Origin of the sequence: Paenibacillus kyungheensis, assembly GCF_028606985.1 — a bacterium.
Lineage (GTDB): Bacteria > Bacillota > Bacilli > Paenibacillales > Paenibacillaceae > Saccharibacillus > Saccharibacillus kyungheensis.
On record NZ_CP117416.1, the window covers coordinates 4,719,010 to 4,737,227 of the forward strand.

An 18,218-nucleotide genomic window follows, 5' to 3' on the forward strand; every position below is an offset into this window, starting at 1 on the left:
ATGATGAGTATTAATCCCAATATTGCTGAACTGGCTTCTTTGTTAGCCGAGCCTTCACGAGCTACTATTTTGACCAGTCTAATGGATGGACGTTTTCATACTGCTAGTGAACTGGCATTGATGACAGGCATTACACCGCAGACTGCTAGTTTTCATTTGTCCAAATTAATCGAAGGTCAACTCATCACGTTTGAGAAGCATGGTCGACATCGTTATTATCAGTTAGCTAATACAGATATCGCTTCTATGTTAGAGTCATTTCTAACGATCTCTGCTCCGCCCAAAGTACGGTCGTTACGACAATCGACTCAAGTTCAACTATTGCGTGAAGCACGTACATGTTACGATCATTTAGCTGGCAAATTAGGTGTAGATCTAACCGATTCAATGCTAGCTAACCAGTACATCACTACAGGCGATACTGAATTTGTAATCACTGCTAAAGGGGAGACCTTTTTTACTCATTTCGGGATCGACTTACCTGTCCTCAAGCGCAAACGCCGTTCTTTTTCCCATGCTTGTCTGGATTGGAGTGAACGTCGACATCATTTAGGCGGCGCATTAGGGCAAGGGCTAATGAATCATTTGTTTGATATCGGCTGGATTGTACGAGTCCCTTCGATTCGAGCGGTTAAAGTGACTGAACTCGGAACAACCGGTCTGCACACTGTATTCGATCTTTGAACATTGATCATATAGCTGTACGTTTATCCTTTCCAGATGTTTATTTTTGATCTTCATGTATAGGAAATATTCACAACGTACCGTAATATGTCTGGATCGATTCTCAGGTGCTGATAGATTTCTTTTTAGACTGAAACTGTCGATTGACCAGATAAATTCCTACTATAATACATAATCCTCCTACAATACTGGAAATGTATAACGTTTCTCCAAGCAGTAACCAACCGGACAATACTCCGAAAAAAGGCGCTAAAAATAAAAATGAGCTCGTTTTCCCCGGATCACCATGTTGCAACACATAGTACCAGACAGCAAATTGAATAATAGAAGAAAAAATACTTAACCATAGCAAAATCAATATCGATTCATGGTTCCAGATAAAAAATGGTTCTTCTAAAGTCAGACTAAGTAATAATAAAATAATCCCTCCGCATAACATCTGATACGCAGATAATACCCATGTATCAAATAGCACACCCCATTTTTTCACTAACAAAGTAGCTGTCGCCCAGAATATCGCTGAACATAATCCCCATACGATACCTATTTTCCATTCTACCTGTGCGCCTACGGTGATAGAGACACCGATCACTCCTAATAACACACCGACCCACTGATACCATTTATAGCGTATCCCTGAAAAAATCGTCCCTAACACCACAACCAGTAATGGATTGGTAAATGTCAAAATCGACGATTCGCTTGCGGTAATCGTACGTAGACTGATAAAAATACATCCCATTACACCTGCTGTCTGTAAAGCGCCGATCACCCCTATTTTCACCCAATTCCGTTTTCCAGTTGGGCGTGGTCTCCGTAAAACAATTACCACTATTAACATTACGACTCCTGCCACTATAAAACGCAAAGCTGCCAAATATAATGGCGAAGCATACGTTAGCCCTATTTTACCTACTGCAAAAGAAGAGCCCATCAAAAAAGTCGTTAACACAATCAACACTATAAACGTCCACTTCTTCATCTCAAATCTCCCTATTTTGTTCTTTTCACTTTGCTGTTCTGATTATAATCGCAAAATAGTTCAATACTGATCGAAGTATGGAATACAATATTTCGTATAATTTTAATACAGAGTTTACAAAACTCGGACTTACACCTAACATTGCCCCCCTACAATAAGTGAGTAGTCAAAAATAAAACATAAACGTATGGTCCTTTAATTAGGGGGAGGAGATTTAAACGATGTCTAGAAAACTGCCAATTTTATTATTTACACTGACGATGATTCTTGTACTTGCTGCTTGTGGTTCTAAAACAGGTACTACAGGGTCAGGGTCAACAACTGGTACTACAGGAGAAGCTTCCACAGGTACAGAACTTAGCGGGTCCGTGCTTGCTGTAGGATCGACTGCATTACAACCATTGGTTGATCAAGTCGCTCAGAAATTCATGGCAGATTCAAAATATGCTAACATCTCCGTTCAAGTACAAGGCGGCGGTAGTGGTACAGGATTGACTCAAGTATCTGAAGGTCAAGCAAACATTGGTAACTCTGATGTATTTGCAGAAGAAAAATTAGATGCTGATAAAGCAAAAGAATTGGTTGATCATCAAGTAGCGGTTGTTGCGATTGCAACAGTAGCGAACGAAGCAGCTGGTGTTACAAACTTAACAAAACAACAATTAATCGATATTTTCACTGGTAAAGTGAAAAACTGGAAAGATGTTGGCGGTAAAGATCAAGCAATCGTTATCGTTAACCGTCCAAGCAGCTCAGGTACTCGTGCAACTTATGAGAAATTTGCTCTAGGACAAAAAGTAGAAGATTTGGCAGGTTCAATCCAAGAAGATTCTTCAGGAACAGTTAAGAAATTGGTAACTGAAACTCCAGGTGCTATTGGTTACTTGGCTCTTTCTTACCTTGATGATAGCCTTAAAGCGATTCAATACGATGGTGTTGATGCTAACGTAGAGAACGTTGAAAGTGGTAAATACCCTGTCTGGGCTTATGAGCACATGTATACAAAAGGCGAGCCTGATGCAGCAACAAAAGCTTTGCTTGATTACATGTTGACTGACGAAGTACAAAATGGTGATGTAAAAGATCTTGGGTATATCTCGATCTCTGGTATGCAAGTAAAACGTGATGTTGATGGTAAGATCACGAAGTAATGAATAACCATACTGTGAAAAGAGGAAACTCACGTTTCCAAGGCAATAGCTGGAAGAGGCGGACTATCCGCCTCTCTTTTCACGTTTACTATAGCTCGAAAATTTCTAATCATTACCATTTAAGTTGAAGAAAAGAGGTTTTAACGTATGGAGCAATCCAACACAACTCCAAGAGAAGCACGGAGGCGCGCCTGGCCTATGGAAAAGCATCGCGTAGAAGACTGGATCGGTAAAATTTACACGTCTATCTGTGTCGTATTTCTGATTGCTGTTATTATATCGATTGTTTATTTTGTAACATCTAAAGGTGTGGCTACCTTTGCGGTCAATGGCGTAAGTCTAAAAGAATTTTTCTTAGGCACAAATTGGAATCCTCAAGCAGATACGCCTTCTTTTGGAGCATTACCGTTTATTACAGGTTCATTTATGGTTACTGTGCTTGCAGCATTAATCGCTAGCCCGTTGAGTATCTCGGCAGCTTTATTTATGACAGAGATTGTACCTAGCTTTGGTAAACGTATCCTTCAACCAGCGATTGAATTGCTATCAGGTATTCCTTCGGTGGTGTACGGATTTATCGGTTTGAGTGTCATTGTACCGTTTCTACGTGAACATGTAGGCGGACAAGGAATTGGGATCGGCGCAGGAGCACTGGTATTGTCTATTATGATTTTGCCAACGATTACGAGTGTTGCTGCGGACGCTCTCGCTTCTCTTCCACGCGGATTACGTGAAGCTTCGTATGCGCTAGGTGCTACACGCTGGCAAACGATTTATCGTGTAGTGTTGCCAACAGTAATGCCTGCATTGTTAACAGGTATCGTACTGGGTATGGCTCGTGCTTTTGGTGAAGCATTGGCTGTACAGATGGTTATTGGTAACTCGCCACATATCCCTACATCCTTACTGGAATCTGCTTCGACTCTTACCAGCGTAATCACATTGGGTATGGGTAACACAGCGATGGGATCTATTCAGAATAATGCGTTGTGGAGTATGGCGCTTGTCTTGATGTTGATGACATTTGTCTTCGTCTTGATTATTCGTCTACTTGAAAGGAGAAACCGGTTATGAGCACAGTAAAAGTCAATCATAAAGCAAGAAAACGCGCGAAAGCCACTGATAAAGTGGCTACTGTGCTCATCGTTACTTTTGCAATGGCGATTGTAGCGATTCTAATTGGTTTACTTGGATTTATTTTATTTCGTGGACTTGGACATATCAGTTGGAGCTTTTTAACAACGGTTCCGCAGACGATGCGAGCTGGCGGAGGAATTGGGCCTCAGTTGTTTAACTCCTTATTCTTATTATTCTTAACGATGTTGATTACTGTTCCACTTGGTCTTGGAGCAGGTATCTATATGTCTGAATATGCCAAACCGGGTAAGTTAACTAACTTTATTCGCTTGGTCGTAGAAGTATTATCTTCTTTCCCTTCTATCGTTATCGGTTTGTTCGGTTTGTTGTTAATCGTAAATACATTTAATCTTGGATTCTCTTTACTATCCGGTGCACTTGCCTTGACGATCTTTAACTTACCGTTAATGGTACGGATTACCGAGCAAGCTTTTGCAGGTGTTCCCAAAGAGCAAAAAGAAGCAGGTCTTGCACTCGGTCTATCCAAGTGGAAAATCATCACTTCGATTATGCTACCGGTTGCTATTCCTTCTTTAATTACAGGTACCATCTTGGCATCTGGTCGTGTATTTGGTGAAGCGGCAGCTCTATTATTTACAGCAGGTATGAGTACACCGCCACTTGATTTCTCGAACTGGAATCCACTGAGTCCACGTTCACCAATCAATCCTCTTCGTCCGGCTGAGACATTAGCGGTCTATATTTGGAAAGTAAACAGTGAAGGTATTGCTCCAGATGCTACGCAGATTGCAGCAGGCGCTTCAGCTGTACTTGTAATTATGGTGTTAATCTTCAATCTATTAGCTCGTTTCTTAGGACGTACTCTTTATCGTTATATGACCGCTTCAAGACGAATGAATTAATAGTTGATCTGCTTTTGGAGTGAATTTAAGGAGGAATTTCTCAATGGCATTACCTTTTAGTACAGAAGATTTAAGCATCTATTATGGTGAGTATCAAGCCGTTAAAAATATAAGTATGTCTTTCCCGGCACAAAGTGTTACTGCACTGATCGGTCCTTCCGGTTGTGGTAAATCTACATTTCTTCGTTCTTTGAATCGGATGAATGATGAGATCGCGGGTTCTCGCACAACAGGACATATCTGGATGGATGGCATTGATCTGACTGCCTCTTCTACAGATGTAATTAAGCTTCGTCAACGGATCGGTATGGTATGGCAACGTCCTAACCCATTTTTCAAATCGATCTATGAAAATATTGCGTTTGGCCCTCGTTATTATGGAACCAAAAATCGCAAACAACTGGATGAAATTGTAGAGTCTAGCTTACGTAAAGCGGCACTCTGGGACGAAGTCAAAGATCGATTAAAAGAATCTGCTTTGTCTTTGTCCGGTGGACAGCAACAACGTCTATGTATAGCCCGTGCGTTATCAGTAACACCACAGATTTTGCTACTAGATGAACCCGCTTCTGCACTTGATCCGGTGTCTACAGGTAAAGTCGAAGAATTGATCAGTGAACTGAAAGATGAACTACGCATCGTTATTGTTACCCACAACATGCAACAAGCAGCACGAGTATCGAATTATACAGCATACTTCTATTTGGGTAAATTGATGGAACATGGTGAAACCGATACAATTTTCACCAATCCAACTCAACAATCAACTCAAGATTATATTATGGGACGCTTCGGATGAAGCGTCTTTTTTATATTTATAACATGCAAAATAAACTTTTTTACGCTATTTCCAGTGGTTGATTATTCGTACAAATGCTATAATGAATAATGACAGCTGAACCGGTGGATTGATGCGGTGTGAACGTCCCGAAAGGGGGTGACGCCGTATCATTTCTGGAATGGATTTTTAAGATATTGAATGCCAGTGATAATGTGATCAGTATTCTGATTAGCTTATATACATCGTATTCGATCTCGAAAAAATCCAAAGACAAGAAAAACCACCGGGACTAGGTTAACGGCCTCTTTTCCGGTGGTTTTCTTGTAGCTATTTTATAGGATTTCATACCGTGGTCGCCCACTGACTGTCGTGTAACCTGTTATGATGTTGACGCATCATAACGGGTTATTTCTTTATGCCTACTTGTAGGCTTTGTGTAAAGCTATTATATCATATTGTACTGTGTACATTACAGTCTAATTTAGCAAAAAAAATGATTTTTTAATAGTACAGCTTGTTTTTTCAGATAGATTAACGAATTATGATAGCGTTTTTAAGATTTCGAATACATCTAACTATATCGCCATTATATTCCTATACATACGAACAGAACCTTAAATGGCATGTAAGGAAAGTTTAAGGTAAATCGATAGTTACATCATACGCCTGTCCTTTATGCTTGAGCTATCTATTAAAGGACGGTGACTGATATTGTCTACACTAACACTTCATAAAGGAATTACACTCAATCATTTTCAACTTAAATGTCTAGGGATACTGTTGATGGTTTTTGATCATGTGCATCAATTTTTTTATATCGATGGAATACCGATGTGGTTTACATGGTTGGGTCGCATTGTTGCGCCTATCTTTTTATTTTTAAGTGCAGAAGGATTTCATTATACCCGTAATCGATTCAAATATTTATTGCATTTGTATATTGGTTTTGTAGGGATGAATATTGTGAGCCAAATACTACAAACTACATTTCCTTCAGATAATGTACTCATGAATAATATTTTTGGGACGTTATTTCTAGCTGTGCTTTATATGCTGTTTATTGATTATTTGGTGCAAAGTATTCGTCAACATCACTGGTGGCGCATGTTAGGGGCTATCGGTCTGATGATTGTTCCTATTGTGTTGAGCTTTGCAATGATGAGCCTGTTATCGCAAGAACATATTCCATCATGGAGCTTGTATATCATGTATGTATTACCTACACCTATATTGGTTGAAGGTGGTTACTTATTTATTTTGCTCGGTATTATGTTCTATCTATTGCGCAAATATCGTCTGGGGCAACTGATTGGTTTGATCTTATTTTCGCTAATGATTGGTGTATTATCCGGTTCTTCTCTACTTGATTTGGATACTAATTTTCAGTGGTTGATGATTCTGGCTGTTATTCCTATCTGGTTATATAACGGGGAAAAAGGGCGTAGTATGAAATATTTCTTTTATCTATTCTATCCTGCTCATATTTATTTTCTTTATCTACTCGCTTATTGGATACAACAGTAACAAAAGTCGATACAAAAAACAGATATCGTTCGTCTTATCAATACGAACGATATCTGTTACATACAATTGCTTGTTTGTATAATCAACGAATAGTGTTGCTATTTATAACGTAGGAGATGATCTTATGGCTGATCGCTTTATTTTTGCAGGTGTTATTATTGTAGTCGTTGTGATTGCACTTGTTGTGGTTGCTGAACTACCTATTTATCAATTTAATCATGAACCACGATAGTTATTGTTGCATGGCTTTGTCTGCGTATAATGAACCTCTATTGCCGATTATGATCCAAATTGAAATGTAGAGATTCGCACCCCTTTAGCAAGCTTGAGATAGACATCATGCTTCCCTGTAACCCCTGTGATGGCTGTTTGCTCTGTGCTCCAGCTTTGATCACCTGATGCAGTGTTAAGCACTATAGCGCCTACACTGGCTTGATCTACTTGATCCAATACAATCTCGATCTTCGCTTGATCTTCTGTAGTAGCGATACGAGCCTCAAAATGCTCTACTCCTGTACCAAATTCTACATCTTGGAATAGTATCCATGCCCCGTCTGTGATAGCTTCTACGACAGCGCCACCTTCTTTGGATTCACCAAGCCATACTTGATGATAGTTATCATAATTTTCAGCTCGTGTGCTCACCGTTAGGTCACGCGCAGGAATAACTTCTCCATTGACTTTGATACCGATATGCTGAGTAATATCTGCTGAAGAATGTCCAATCATCAAAGTATACGTGCCCGACTCCACACAATATTGATCACGTGTGACATCCCAGAATGCTAATTCTTTCACAGGTATTGTAAAATGTACGGTCTGTGATGCTCCTGCTGCTACATGAATACGGCGGAACGCTTGTAATGTTTTGAGCGGACGCTTTACACGAGAATGATCAGCACGAGTATACAATTGCACTACTTCTTCGCTATCGATCTCACCGATATTAGCGACATGTACAGATAATTCGATTACTTCATCTGCTTCTAATTCAGACGAGATTACTTGAATATTACTGTATTGGAAATTCCCATACGTTAGACCATGACCGAAAGGATACAACACATCGCCTTCAAAATACTGATACGTTCTACCTGTACGAATAATATCGTAATCTCGAATATCACTTAGCTGTTCTTCAGAACGATACCATGTCATATTCAGACGACCTGCTGGAGCATAATCTCCATATAATACATCAGCTACTGCATTGCCTAACTCTTGCCCTACATGAGAAAGATAAATAATCGCAGGAATATGTTCTTCCACCCACTCCATCGCAAATGGATAACTTCCGACAACCACTACCACTGTGTTCGGATTCACTTTGTATACTTCTTGTACCATTTGAAGTTGAGATGCTGCTAATTCTAAGCTAGGACGATCGATTTCTTCTTTTCCGTTAATTAAAGGGTTATTCCCTACAAATACAATAGCAGTATCTGCTGATTGAGCGGCAGCGATGACTTGCTCTAACCCATTTTCTATCACTTTTTTCTCAAAAGAAGACTGCTCATCGATCGCTTCTGATGATTCTGTCACTGTTAATTGACCGGAAGTTGGATCTACCGAAACGATTTTGCCATTCCATGTGGTGATGGTCGTTTTACCATTTGCTTGAGGTTGAAGTCCAAAAACTTCTTTTACAAACCAACCATACGCTTCATCAGCAGATGCGGTTACGATCGCTTGCTCATCATTAGTTGTCCAATATTTCTGCTCTGGAGAACGTAACGTATAACTGCCGAATCCCCAGTCAGACAATTCAAATACATGCTGCTCTGTAGTGGATTCACTCGATGCGCTCAGTATCCCTGTAATAGGTTTATTGAGATTCAATTCATTCGGATTGACTGATTTTTCTGGCTGACTGCCTGCTTCTGTTACTGGATCAGGTTGGATCGACAATGGCGCTCCTGTTGCTGTAGAAGTCAATGTAATCCGATCATTACCATCTTGATATACTACTTTTCCAGCCGTTTTACCTTGAATTCCTTCTACCGCTGTAACTGCATAAGGCAAAGTACCTGAATACCAATCTCGATATACTACATTACCAAGTTCTCCGATTATAGCTACTTTTCCAGTAGTCGTTTTGGATAATGGTAAAGTCTGATTGTCATTTTTGAGCAATACTATTGATTTACGTGAAGCTTCTAGTGATAGCGCTTGAGCTTCTGGAGTCATCATCGCTTCTTCACCGATATGAGCATATGGATTCAGTTCCGCAGGATCGAATTCCCCTAATAGAAAGCGAACACGAAACGTATTGAATAAAGCCCCATCAATATCTTCAAATGTGAGCTGACCATTAGCCAAAGCTTCACGCAAAGCTGTTTTGGATAATTCTGCATCATCGGTGATACTGTCTATTCCAGCTTTGACAGACTCTGCAACACCTGGTGTATGAGAATCGTAATAATGATGATCATTCATAATTCCCATAACATCGCCTGCATCGCTAACGATAAATCCATCCATTCCCCATTCGCCTTTGACGACTTCATTTACCAGCGGATGAAGAATAGCTGGCGTGCCATTGATCGAATTATATGCGGTCATCATCGACTTGGCTCCGCCTTCTACAAAAGGCTGTTCAAACGCTTTTAAATAATATTCACGCATATTCCGCGGATCAATACTCGATGAACCACTACCACGTTCTACTTCATTATTGTTACCAAGAAAATGTTTTAATGTCGCTACTGCTTTGAGGTATGTAGGATGATCGCCTTGAATCCCTTGCACAAGATGACTGGTCAACTCACCGGTCAATTTGGGATCTTCACCATATGCTTCTTCGTTACGTCCCCAACGTGGATCACGTTCCATATCTACTGTAGGCGCCCATAAAGTTAACCCATTCACTTCTGGATTACGTTTGTACACTACCCGAGCTTCATCTGAAATGACATTACCGATTTTTTTCATCAAGTCAGCATCCCACGTACAAGCCAAGCCTGTCGGTTGCGGGAAAAAAGTAGCTTCGCCTAGCCATGCTATGCCATGTGCCGCTTCTGTACCATGCTTATATCCTGCCAGTCCCAGACGCTCAACAGCAGGCTGATACTGCAACATGGATTCGATCTTTTCTTCCTCTGTTAAATGCGATACCAAATCCTTTACACGAGTGTCTATATCTACGGTATGATCCTGAAATACGTATTTTTGAGTTTGTTCCATATTGTTATATCTCCTTTAAGTTTATCGTTATTTTATAGATATGTAGAAGGTTATCGTTCTATCCACTTCTCTTACGCTTTATACCTCATTGTTATATTAAAACAATACATATTCAAAAGAAAGCCCTTACATACTAAATCACCCATCACTAATTAGCGTAATAATTAGTGATCAGAATAAACAAAAAAGAACAGTCTCCCCTGTAAAGGAACACTGTTCTTGATAGTATTATTTTTATTTTAATAAATCGGCTAATGGATCGCGTGAAGGTGAAGAGCTTGGTGCCGATGATGGCGCAGAACCAGTTGTAGAACCTGTAATTGATGCGATTGGATCATTCTTTGCATCTGCACTATCTAATCCAAGACGCTTGGTCATCATATCGTTGATACCGGATAATTTTACAGTGTAGTCTTTACAACTAGCGATAATATCGCGGTTCGATTGTTCCGAGTTATCCAGGGCAGACATCAGATCATTGATTGCTTGATTAACTGATTCCAGAGACATCGTTGGCTTTTTGAGCAATTCTGCGGAACGTTCACTGTTTACTTTCAGCATTTCTGCATTGCGTTTAAATTGATCTTCGATTGTCTGATTTACACTTTCAACAGCATTTGCTACACGTTCTTGATCTTCTATAGCAAGTGCAATCATCGCTGAAATTTTGATTAAGTTCGCTGCTTTGTAAACAGAGTCGTTGACTGAATCGATCAACTTATCATTCGTATCATTGACGATATCAGTTGCCGCGATTGCTTGATTAAACAGCATAATATTTTCAGTCATTGATTGAATACGGGTGACCACTTTACGTAGACCACGTTCTAAGTATACTTTTCGGGGCGCATTCTCAGGCTTCTGAATTTCTTTTTCAAATAAATCTTTCAGCTTGTTGCCCATTTCGATCTTATATTGGAGTTGATAAATTTCTTCTAATGAATTGCGTTTGAGTGTACGCATACTAATCATATTTTCTTCGAGATTGTCTTTCCCATCACGAAGCCCGATCACGATCGCATCGACATTTGTTTTGACAGATTGATATTTGTAGACATAATTTTTGATCGGTGATTTGCGTAACAATTTACCGAATAGGCCTACATTTTTACTTTGTTGTAATTCTTCACACTCATTACGAAGCGATAGGATTAGGTTAGACACTTCTTTGGATTTGCCACTCATAAGATCATTCACCGGACGGTCTAGCATCTGTAGCGTCTGTCCTGCGCGCTCTTGTGTCTGCATCCCAAGCTTACCGACTTCGTCCATCAGTGTATCTAACTGCATCTGATCTGCTTGCGATACCCGCTGAATGATCATCGATGCTTCTTGCATCACTTTGTGTTCATCTTCTTTTTTTAACGTAATAGGTTGACTTGCCATAAGTTCTTCCTCCTTATTATCAATAAACATCTTCTTCATACTGAAATAGATATTGTACCGTCAATCAGGAGTAGCGTTGGTGAAGAAGTTCTGCTCTTGTCTGTAGCTCCATCAAGTCTTTATGTTCAATCGTTTTGACGATATGAGTAATCCGGCTATCTACATCTTTGATCCCATCCAACAGTACACGTCTATTTTTGGATTTGGCTTCGCCACTCAGTCTTAGAAATGGATTGATAATACTATTCAAATCTTTGAGCACAAGACGCTTCACCGTATGATTGATCTCATCGTTATGAAGCTCGCCTAACATCGGCAATACCCGTTGTAATCGCAAAAACAAAGAACAGGACTTTTCAACAATCTCGTTATCCAGATTATTCTTTTGTCCTTCAGAGATAACCATATCTTCCAATACAGCCAAATACTCAAGCACAGGCTGGAAAATAGGAGGTACAGCTTCTTGTTCTACAACAGGAGCAGGACTAGATGAAGAAAGACGATTGACAGGACGATCTTCGGTAAGGGTAGACGCAAGAGGTCGATCGGTTGCCATTGATTCTTGGATATGAACAGGTTCTGCCAGTGGTTTGTCTAGATTAGCGGTAGGATTGCTGCTGAGCTTCGCCCAGACCACACCAGATAACGTCCCCACCACCGGGAAGATCAATGTAATATAATCTTCTGTAAACCAAAATCCTGCTAATATGCCTGCCAGATATCCTACGATACCACCTACAGTCGATTTTCCAAACGTTTTCCAAAACGTCATTACGGTTCGCCTGCCTTTCGTCTAAAATCATACTACTCTATTCTAATAACATACGATCTATGATCAGGATTGTTCCAATTTACGAATCAATACCGGCTGTTCTACATAGCTTGCCAGAATACCAAACTCTGGATTTTGCTTTTCTACGGGATATCCTAATGCTAATTTTACAGCGAGGTAAGGGAAATCGACACCACTGAGACAAGAAATATGCAATCCGCCAGACATGCGAGGATTAATCTCTAATACTTTCGGAGTATCACCTTGATATTTCAGTTGTAAATTATAATTATACGGAATCTTATAGAACTGCGCCACTTCCTCCGCCAGCTTAATCAATTCCGGTACATTCTCAAGTAAACGGGCACGTCCACCATCGGCTTTGCGACGAGGAACTGCTGCTAACAATTCTCCGGTCGGTGAAGCCAGACAATCAATACTATATTCATGCCCTTCTAGTACTTCCATAACCATAAGCTCGGGGAAAGACTCAACTGACGACAAGATCTGAACCGTCTGCTCATACGAAATATTTACATTAGGTACATCCAACAATTCTTGCAAAGCATTATAATTCGATTGGATCACCCGAAATCCAAGTCCACCTTCAGAGCGGGTCGGCTTAAAGCATACCCCTAATCCTTTGCTCATCAGATCATGATACGCTTGCTTGAATTGTTCGACATTGTGCACCAGATGATATTCAGGTACAACCATCAGACCATTTTGCTCAACCGAACGGTAAAAGTTTCCTTTATCTTCGATAACATCAAGCAATTCTAGATTGGTACAAGCAACGACTTTAACTCCGATCGCTTCAAAAGAATGAATCGCTCGTACAATATTGATCATGCGCCAGCGTGGAACAAATACATCGATCTTATGACGCTTACAGAAATCTAGACAGTACGCCACATACTCATCACCCGGCAATGCCGGTTCAATCTCGGTGTAATCACATGCTTGAAACGAAACATGTTCAGCATCCCGATGTGTACCATAGATTTCAAATTCCAGTCCATCTGGGTTATGACGAATATTGTTCATATAATGATATCCGACAGCAAACCAACGATTGAACCAGACACGTACCTTATGACTCATAGCTGACTTTCCCTTCTTGATCTAACGTAGCTACCACATATTGCAGAATCTCATCTGCTGCCAAAATACCAGAAGTTGATGTAAACGAATAATGACGCAGTGCAGGTTCTGCTATCGATTCACGATACAGTTCACCATGTGCTGGTGCAATCGAATAGTCTGCTACATCAAGCAATCCACGATCCAAAATCGAATCGCCAGATGCGATCACTTTTGAAGCGCCTACTCTTTGTTTCACTTCTGCTATTGCTCGATTTTTACTAACTGGAAAAGGAACCAGATACACTTTGCGACCTTGAACCGACATGCCCCACCCTAACGCTTCTAATTGCGGTTGAAGAGCAAGTACTGTATCCAGTGGCATCAATTCACGATCCACTACAATCGAATAAAATGTACTTTCCCAGAAATGTTCAGCAACGATCCAGCTTGGATCAGATACCGTATGAAATAACGCTAATGCTTCTGCCGCAGGAGCTGACTTGGTATACACATCCGCCAAAATCTGCTTGTGCCACTCTTCATCCACTACACCGTCAACTAAAATATTCGCTCCATTACTGGTGATTGCGTATTGGGGAATGACTTTATTTTGAAAAATATGAATACGCGCATATTGATCCAGTGTACGGGTCGTTACCGGGACAAACGTAATCTGCTCAGCCACTTGTTGTAACTGTTGCAGTGTAGCTATCGAAATATAAGAAATAATACGTTCTTTATACGTTTCCGCAGGTTGCATCACCGATAGATCGATATCCATTCCCATCGAACGTACAGAATAAATTAACGTCTGATCCAGATCACTCGCATAGATCATTCGCTCTCCCCCTGCCTCGGCTTAATAATGCCACAGCAAGAATACGTTAGATTGTGATAGACTTCTACAGGAACACCGCGATCTTGAGCCAATAGCAAGATATGACGTAGATTCGGATTGTCTTCACGATCCACAAGAATTTTCCAGGGTACACGACGTAACAAGACACGTGTCGTCTCGCCTACACCTGGTTTGACTAGATTGATATCTTCAATCCCATAATGATCTTGAATCGAACGAATATCAGCTAGCCCTTGCCAGCTTATCGCTACAGGAGAATCTAATAACTCTTGTGCTTGCTGTTTGGCTTGTTCCGCAATCGCCGGGAAATACGAAGATACCTGATCGACAAATACATTGGATAGATCACTGTCCAACCATTCTTTATAGAATTTGGCTCCATGAAAATCATGCTCACCGATTAGATCATCACGCAACACCGTTCTACTCATCAATCCAGATACTGTCGAATTTAGACAAGCACTTGGAATCAAAAAGTCTTCACGTGTTCCATAAGTGTCCGAGCAGAATCCAGGATCAGCTAATACTGCTAGATCATCATTTAGACGAATACCGTAATCTTTTTCAAATTGATCACAAGCTTGAATCAATACCTGACGGATCGCACCTTTACCTGTCCATCCATCGACAAATTGTAATTCTTGCTCTACACCATGTTGTTGGAAAATGTATCTCAGTGCATTTTCGTCGATCCCTTTGCCACGAATAATCGAGATACTATAATGTGGCACATCTAATCCATATTGTTGCATCAAGTAACGCTTCATCAGAATTCCAATCGGCGTACCTGCTCTAGCCAGTGAAGCCAGTACCAAGTTCTTGCCACGCTTATGCAAAATCAGTTCACTCACTACACCTGCTGCCAGAGCCACTTTTTCAGCGGATTCTGCCAGAGTTTCGTGAAATAACTGAATATATTCAGGAGTCGGTTGGTATTCTACAGGCAACATTTCAGAATAATGCGTTCCCGTCTGGATCGCTTCTTCACGTTCTTCTGTGCCGCGCTCTAGATTCACATTGCTCAAATCTTTCAGTAGAAAAATCACATCAGATGGACTGTAGCTTCCAAGAGGTTCTGGATGTGGTAAGGGGAATGCTAGCAATTGCTCTTGTTTATGTTGATTCATGTTCTATCCCTTTCTCTTGCACCATTTGAGGACCACAGATTACGATATGAATCTGCTGGAACAGCTTGGAGCGCAATACATCGATTAATGGTTGGATACGTTCTTGAGGGACATCACGTTCTAGAAACACAAAGACATCATCATAATGACCTTCCGGAATGTTATATACAAAGTTAGTCACACTACTATCTTCGGGAGAAGGGAAGGTATCTCCTGTCTGAATACTATAATGCGGCATATGCGAACGGTAAATCGGGCTACGAGTGGTTGAATGAAACTTGATTCCATCGCCCATTTCACTACTGATTCGCATCGGAATATACATAAATTCTTCAGTACCCAGACACAATGTGTGCTGACCGGTTCTATGCTTACTTAGTAATTGTGCCGCTTTTTCGATACTAAAGTTATTAGATAGATTGTCATGTGCCCCGATACCGAATCGACCTGTACCTGTCATCAATGAAGCTTGATTCTGATGACCATATCCATCGATAGAAGCGTATCCTTCTTGCTGTGCAAATAGATGATCCAGATAGATTGTATCTACAGGAATATCTGCTAATTGCTCATGCAATGTCATCGGATCATGCGTAAGACTGGGTTGTCCATGAACCGTAATCTGACCTTTGATCAGAGATAGTACTGTAATCGTTATATTTAATTCTTGTTCCAAATCTGCAAACCGCTGTACATGAGCGTCTTCTCGCCAATCGAGTAATGAAGCAACATAATACGTATCACGCGGATATTGAGCATGAATTTCACGAATAATATTAAGAGCTGTTTTGCCAGTTGTGATCTCATCGTCTACCAGAATAATAGGATCATTGCCTGTGATCATACCTTCCGATTGAGCATAACAACGATGAGCTGTAGCATGGGAATGTTCTTCTTCAAATGTAATCACCGAGGATAGACCGGCTATATCATGCCGTGTCGTATGTACATATTGAGCTCCCCGATCAAATACTTGATACATACTATGACCTAATGCTGTCGCGGTCTCGGCAAACCCGATAAACGATACAGGCACAGGTAAAACAAGCTTCAGATTCATCAATTCATGATAGGCTTCTGCCAAGCCTTCACCCGATGACATCGCTTGTAAAATGCGAGGAAGTAACGCTGTGATCTTCGGATCAGATTGTTCACGCATATCATTGTAAAGTAATAATGACAATACTGCTCCACTCAACAATGACAAATAAGGATCAACCGCCAGATGTTTGCCCAGTACTTTGCTGACAAATAAAAACGAGCGCTTGGGATTAATACGTGCCGCCATCGTAAATAAGTGATCTAATTCTAATTGAAAAGGATTTTGCTGCACTTCTACGTTTACTGTTAAATCTTCCAAAATCTTATACGTATATACGTTGTTCTTGTTCTGAGAGAAGAGAGATGAAATGTTGTTGTTCATGTAGCACCCCATAAATTTGTGATCTTGCTATAATTTTTTGCGCCCAATTTAAATGAGGTTTGATTTCATTCATTTTGTTAGCGTAGCCACTTTTAAATACACCAAGTTCGCCATTGTTGTTACGAATAATACTTTCCGCATCTTCAAATTCTTCGCGAGTTACGGTATACAATGATTGTACCAGACCGATATGTGTAGGATGAATAATCGTTTTGCCCACAATCCCGTTTTCTTTATCCATAATCACTTCACGAATCAAGCCATCCACATGACGGTTAATATATTCTTTGCGTAATTTACGTCCATCATCACCCAATGCTTCTTCAAAAGGAGACTGACGCAACATCGGTTTGAGTACCCGTTCTCCATTAGCAAAGTATTCCCATACCGGCCCTGAGATCACATATGGTGAATCCATACGACCGAATAAGTTAATAATATCAGACATACAGTCCCGAATAGGCGCAATATCGTAAATCGTCATATCAGGACTACGGCGTAATCCAAATAGACTTGAAAAATCAGTCGCTCCAATACGCACATTCAATACATACGATTTGTACGTATCCAATATTTTTTTGATCGCTAACAGATGTTCTACACGAGTTTCACGGTAGATCACAGCAGCCGTTTCAAGTATAGGTAATCCGTATAAGATAGGAGCATTCAGATCTTTCTCCTGATTATAACGTGCAATCGCTTGGAAATACTGTAATCCCTGCTCTGGATCGAATTTGGGTAGCATAAAGCCTGTAATCAATATCATCATTTCGCCTAACTGATCAATCATTCGCTCCAACTGCCCGATACTGCGTACACGAATAAATAACAGTGGTAACTGATCCCGGTGCACTTGTTCTTGTTGTAATTGAACATACAATTGGGTCAGTTGTTGGATTAATGATGCTTCAGCCATCTCTACCTGCTGATCTCCAACTGCATCTTCCAGATCCAATACCCATGAAGTTAATCCTTGATGTCGTTCTGTCAAAATATCTCTAGCAATCGTGGGACGTGTAGCAGGACAATAGAGTGCTGCGCCTACGGCATACGCCAATAGTTCCTGTTGGGAAGAGTTATTGTAATGAATCGGTGCCGAATAGAACAATTCTTGTTCTTCTTCAAGCGATAAATAGTTAAAGTAACGCATAAGTCTCCTCCTTTGATGCACCGAAACTTTGGCTTGCAAGCCGCCGTATAATAAATAAATCCCTCCTATTGTGCAGGCAGGAGGGATCATCCAATCTGTTGTAGCAGCAA

General features: G+C 40.5%; 15 protein-coding genes. 6 read left to right on the forward strand and 9 right to left on the reverse strand.

All coding sequences use genetic code 11. The features are described 5' to 3' along the window. Positions 1–3: 3 nt before the first annotated feature. Positions 4–684, forward strand: a complete 681-nt coding sequence (locus PQ456_RS20490) for an ArsR/SmtB family transcription factor (RefSeq protein WP_273613864.1) — start codon at positions 4–6, stop codon at positions 682–684. Positions 685–787: 103 nt separating this feature from the next. On the opposite strand, the gene PQ456_RS20495 is transcribed toward PQ456_RS20490, so the two are convergent. Next, positions 788–1,666 (reverse strand): DMT family transporter, encoded by an 879-nt coding sequence (locus PQ456_RS20495; protein ID WP_273613865.1) that lies wholly within the window; start codon positions 1,664–1,666, stop codon positions 788–790. Between the two features lie 221 nt (positions 1,667–1,887). Here PQ456_RS20495 and PQ456_RS20500 point away from each other — a divergent pair, with 221 nt between their 5' ends. The 5 genes from PQ456_RS20500 (at position 1,888) to PQ456_RS20520 (ending at position 7,122) form a co-directional block, all read left to right on the forward strand. Further along, on the forward strand, positions 1,888–2,817 hold the full coding sequence (locus PQ456_RS20500) for a phosphate ABC transporter substrate-binding protein (protein WP_273613866.1): 930 nt from the start codon (positions 1,888–1,890) through the stop codon (positions 2,815–2,817). A 147-nt stretch (positions 2,818–2,964) separates the two neighbouring features. Beyond that, on the forward strand, positions 2,965–3,891 hold the full coding sequence (gene pstC / locus PQ456_RS20505; RefSeq protein WP_373461997.1) for a phosphate ABC transporter permease subunit PstC: 927 nt from the start codon (positions 2,965–2,967) through the stop codon (positions 3,889–3,891). Then, positions 3,888–4,817, forward strand: coding sequence for a phosphate ABC transporter permease PstA (pstA, locus tag PQ456_RS20510; RefSeq protein WP_273613868.1), 930 nt, complete (start codon positions 3,888–3,890; stop codon positions 4,815–4,817). Before pstC ends, pstA begins: the two co-directional genes overlap by 4 nt. Positions 4,818–4,860: 43 nt before the next feature. Then, a complete protein-coding gene (gene pstB / locus PQ456_RS20515; RefSeq protein ID WP_069327717.1) occupies positions 4,861–5,616 on the forward strand; it encodes a phosphate ABC transporter ATP-binding protein PstB in 756 nt (251 codons plus the stop codon). 693 nt (positions 5,617–6,309) lie between these two features. After that, positions 6,310–7,122 carry a TraX family protein gene (locus PQ456_RS20520; RefSeq protein ID WP_273613869.1) on the forward strand — a complete coding sequence of 271 codons (813 nt, stop codon included), beginning with the start codon at positions 6,310–6,312 and terminating at the stop codon, positions 7,120–7,122. 279 nt (positions 7,123–7,401) lie between these two features. On the opposite strand, the gene PQ456_RS20525 is transcribed toward PQ456_RS20520, so the two are convergent. The 8 genes from PQ456_RS20525 to PQ456_RS20560 form a co-directional block, all read right to left on the reverse strand. Next, positions 7,402–10,305: a glycoside hydrolase family 3 protein gene (locus tag PQ456_RS20525; protein ID WP_273613870.1), complete on the reverse strand. Its 2,904-nt coding sequence runs from the start codon at positions 10,303–10,305 to the stop codon at positions 7,402–7,404. A 234-nt stretch (positions 10,306–10,539) separates the two neighbouring features. Beyond that, positions 10,540–11,691, reverse strand: a complete 1,152-nt coding sequence (locus tag PQ456_RS20530) for a toxic anion resistance protein (protein ID WP_273613871.1) — start codon at positions 11,689–11,691, stop codon at positions 10,540–10,542. Positions 11,692–11,755: 64 nt separating this feature from the next. Then, on the reverse strand, positions 11,756–12,463 hold the full coding sequence (locus tag PQ456_RS20535; protein ID WP_273613872.1) for a hypothetical protein: 708 nt from the start codon (positions 12,461–12,463) through the stop codon (positions 11,756–11,758). Positions 12,464–12,526: 63 nt separating this feature from the next. After that, entirely contained in the window at positions 12,527–13,567 is a 1,041-nt protein-coding gene (locus PQ456_RS20540; protein WP_273613873.1) for an ATP-grasp domain-containing protein, read from the reverse strand. Then, complete coding sequence (locus PQ456_RS20545) at positions 13,557–14,387, reverse strand: HAD family hydrolase (RefSeq protein ID WP_273613874.1); 831 nt, start codon at positions 14,385–14,387, stop codon at positions 13,557–13,559. Before PQ456_RS20545 ends, PQ456_RS20540 begins: the two co-directional genes overlap by 11 nt. Further along, positions 14,384–15,535, reverse strand: a complete 1,152-nt coding sequence (locus tag PQ456_RS20550; RefSeq protein WP_273613875.1) for a cysteine protease StiP family protein — start codon at positions 15,533–15,535, stop codon at positions 14,384–14,386. Before PQ456_RS20550 ends, PQ456_RS20545 begins: the two co-directional genes overlap by 4 nt. Beyond that, a complete protein-coding gene (locus tag PQ456_RS20555; protein ID WP_273613876.1) occupies positions 15,522–16,958 on the reverse strand; it encodes a phosphoribosyltransferase family protein in 1,437 nt (478 codons plus the stop codon). The genes PQ456_RS20550 and PQ456_RS20555 overlap by 14 nt, the downstream gene beginning before the upstream one ends. Beyond that, complete coding sequence (locus PQ456_RS20560) at positions 16,900–18,108, reverse strand: HpcH/HpaI aldolase/citrate lyase family protein (RefSeq protein WP_273613877.1); 1,209 nt, start codon at positions 18,106–18,108, stop codon at positions 16,900–16,902. Before PQ456_RS20560 ends, PQ456_RS20555 begins: the two co-directional genes overlap by 59 nt. Positions 18,109–18,218 lie beyond the last annotated feature (110 nt).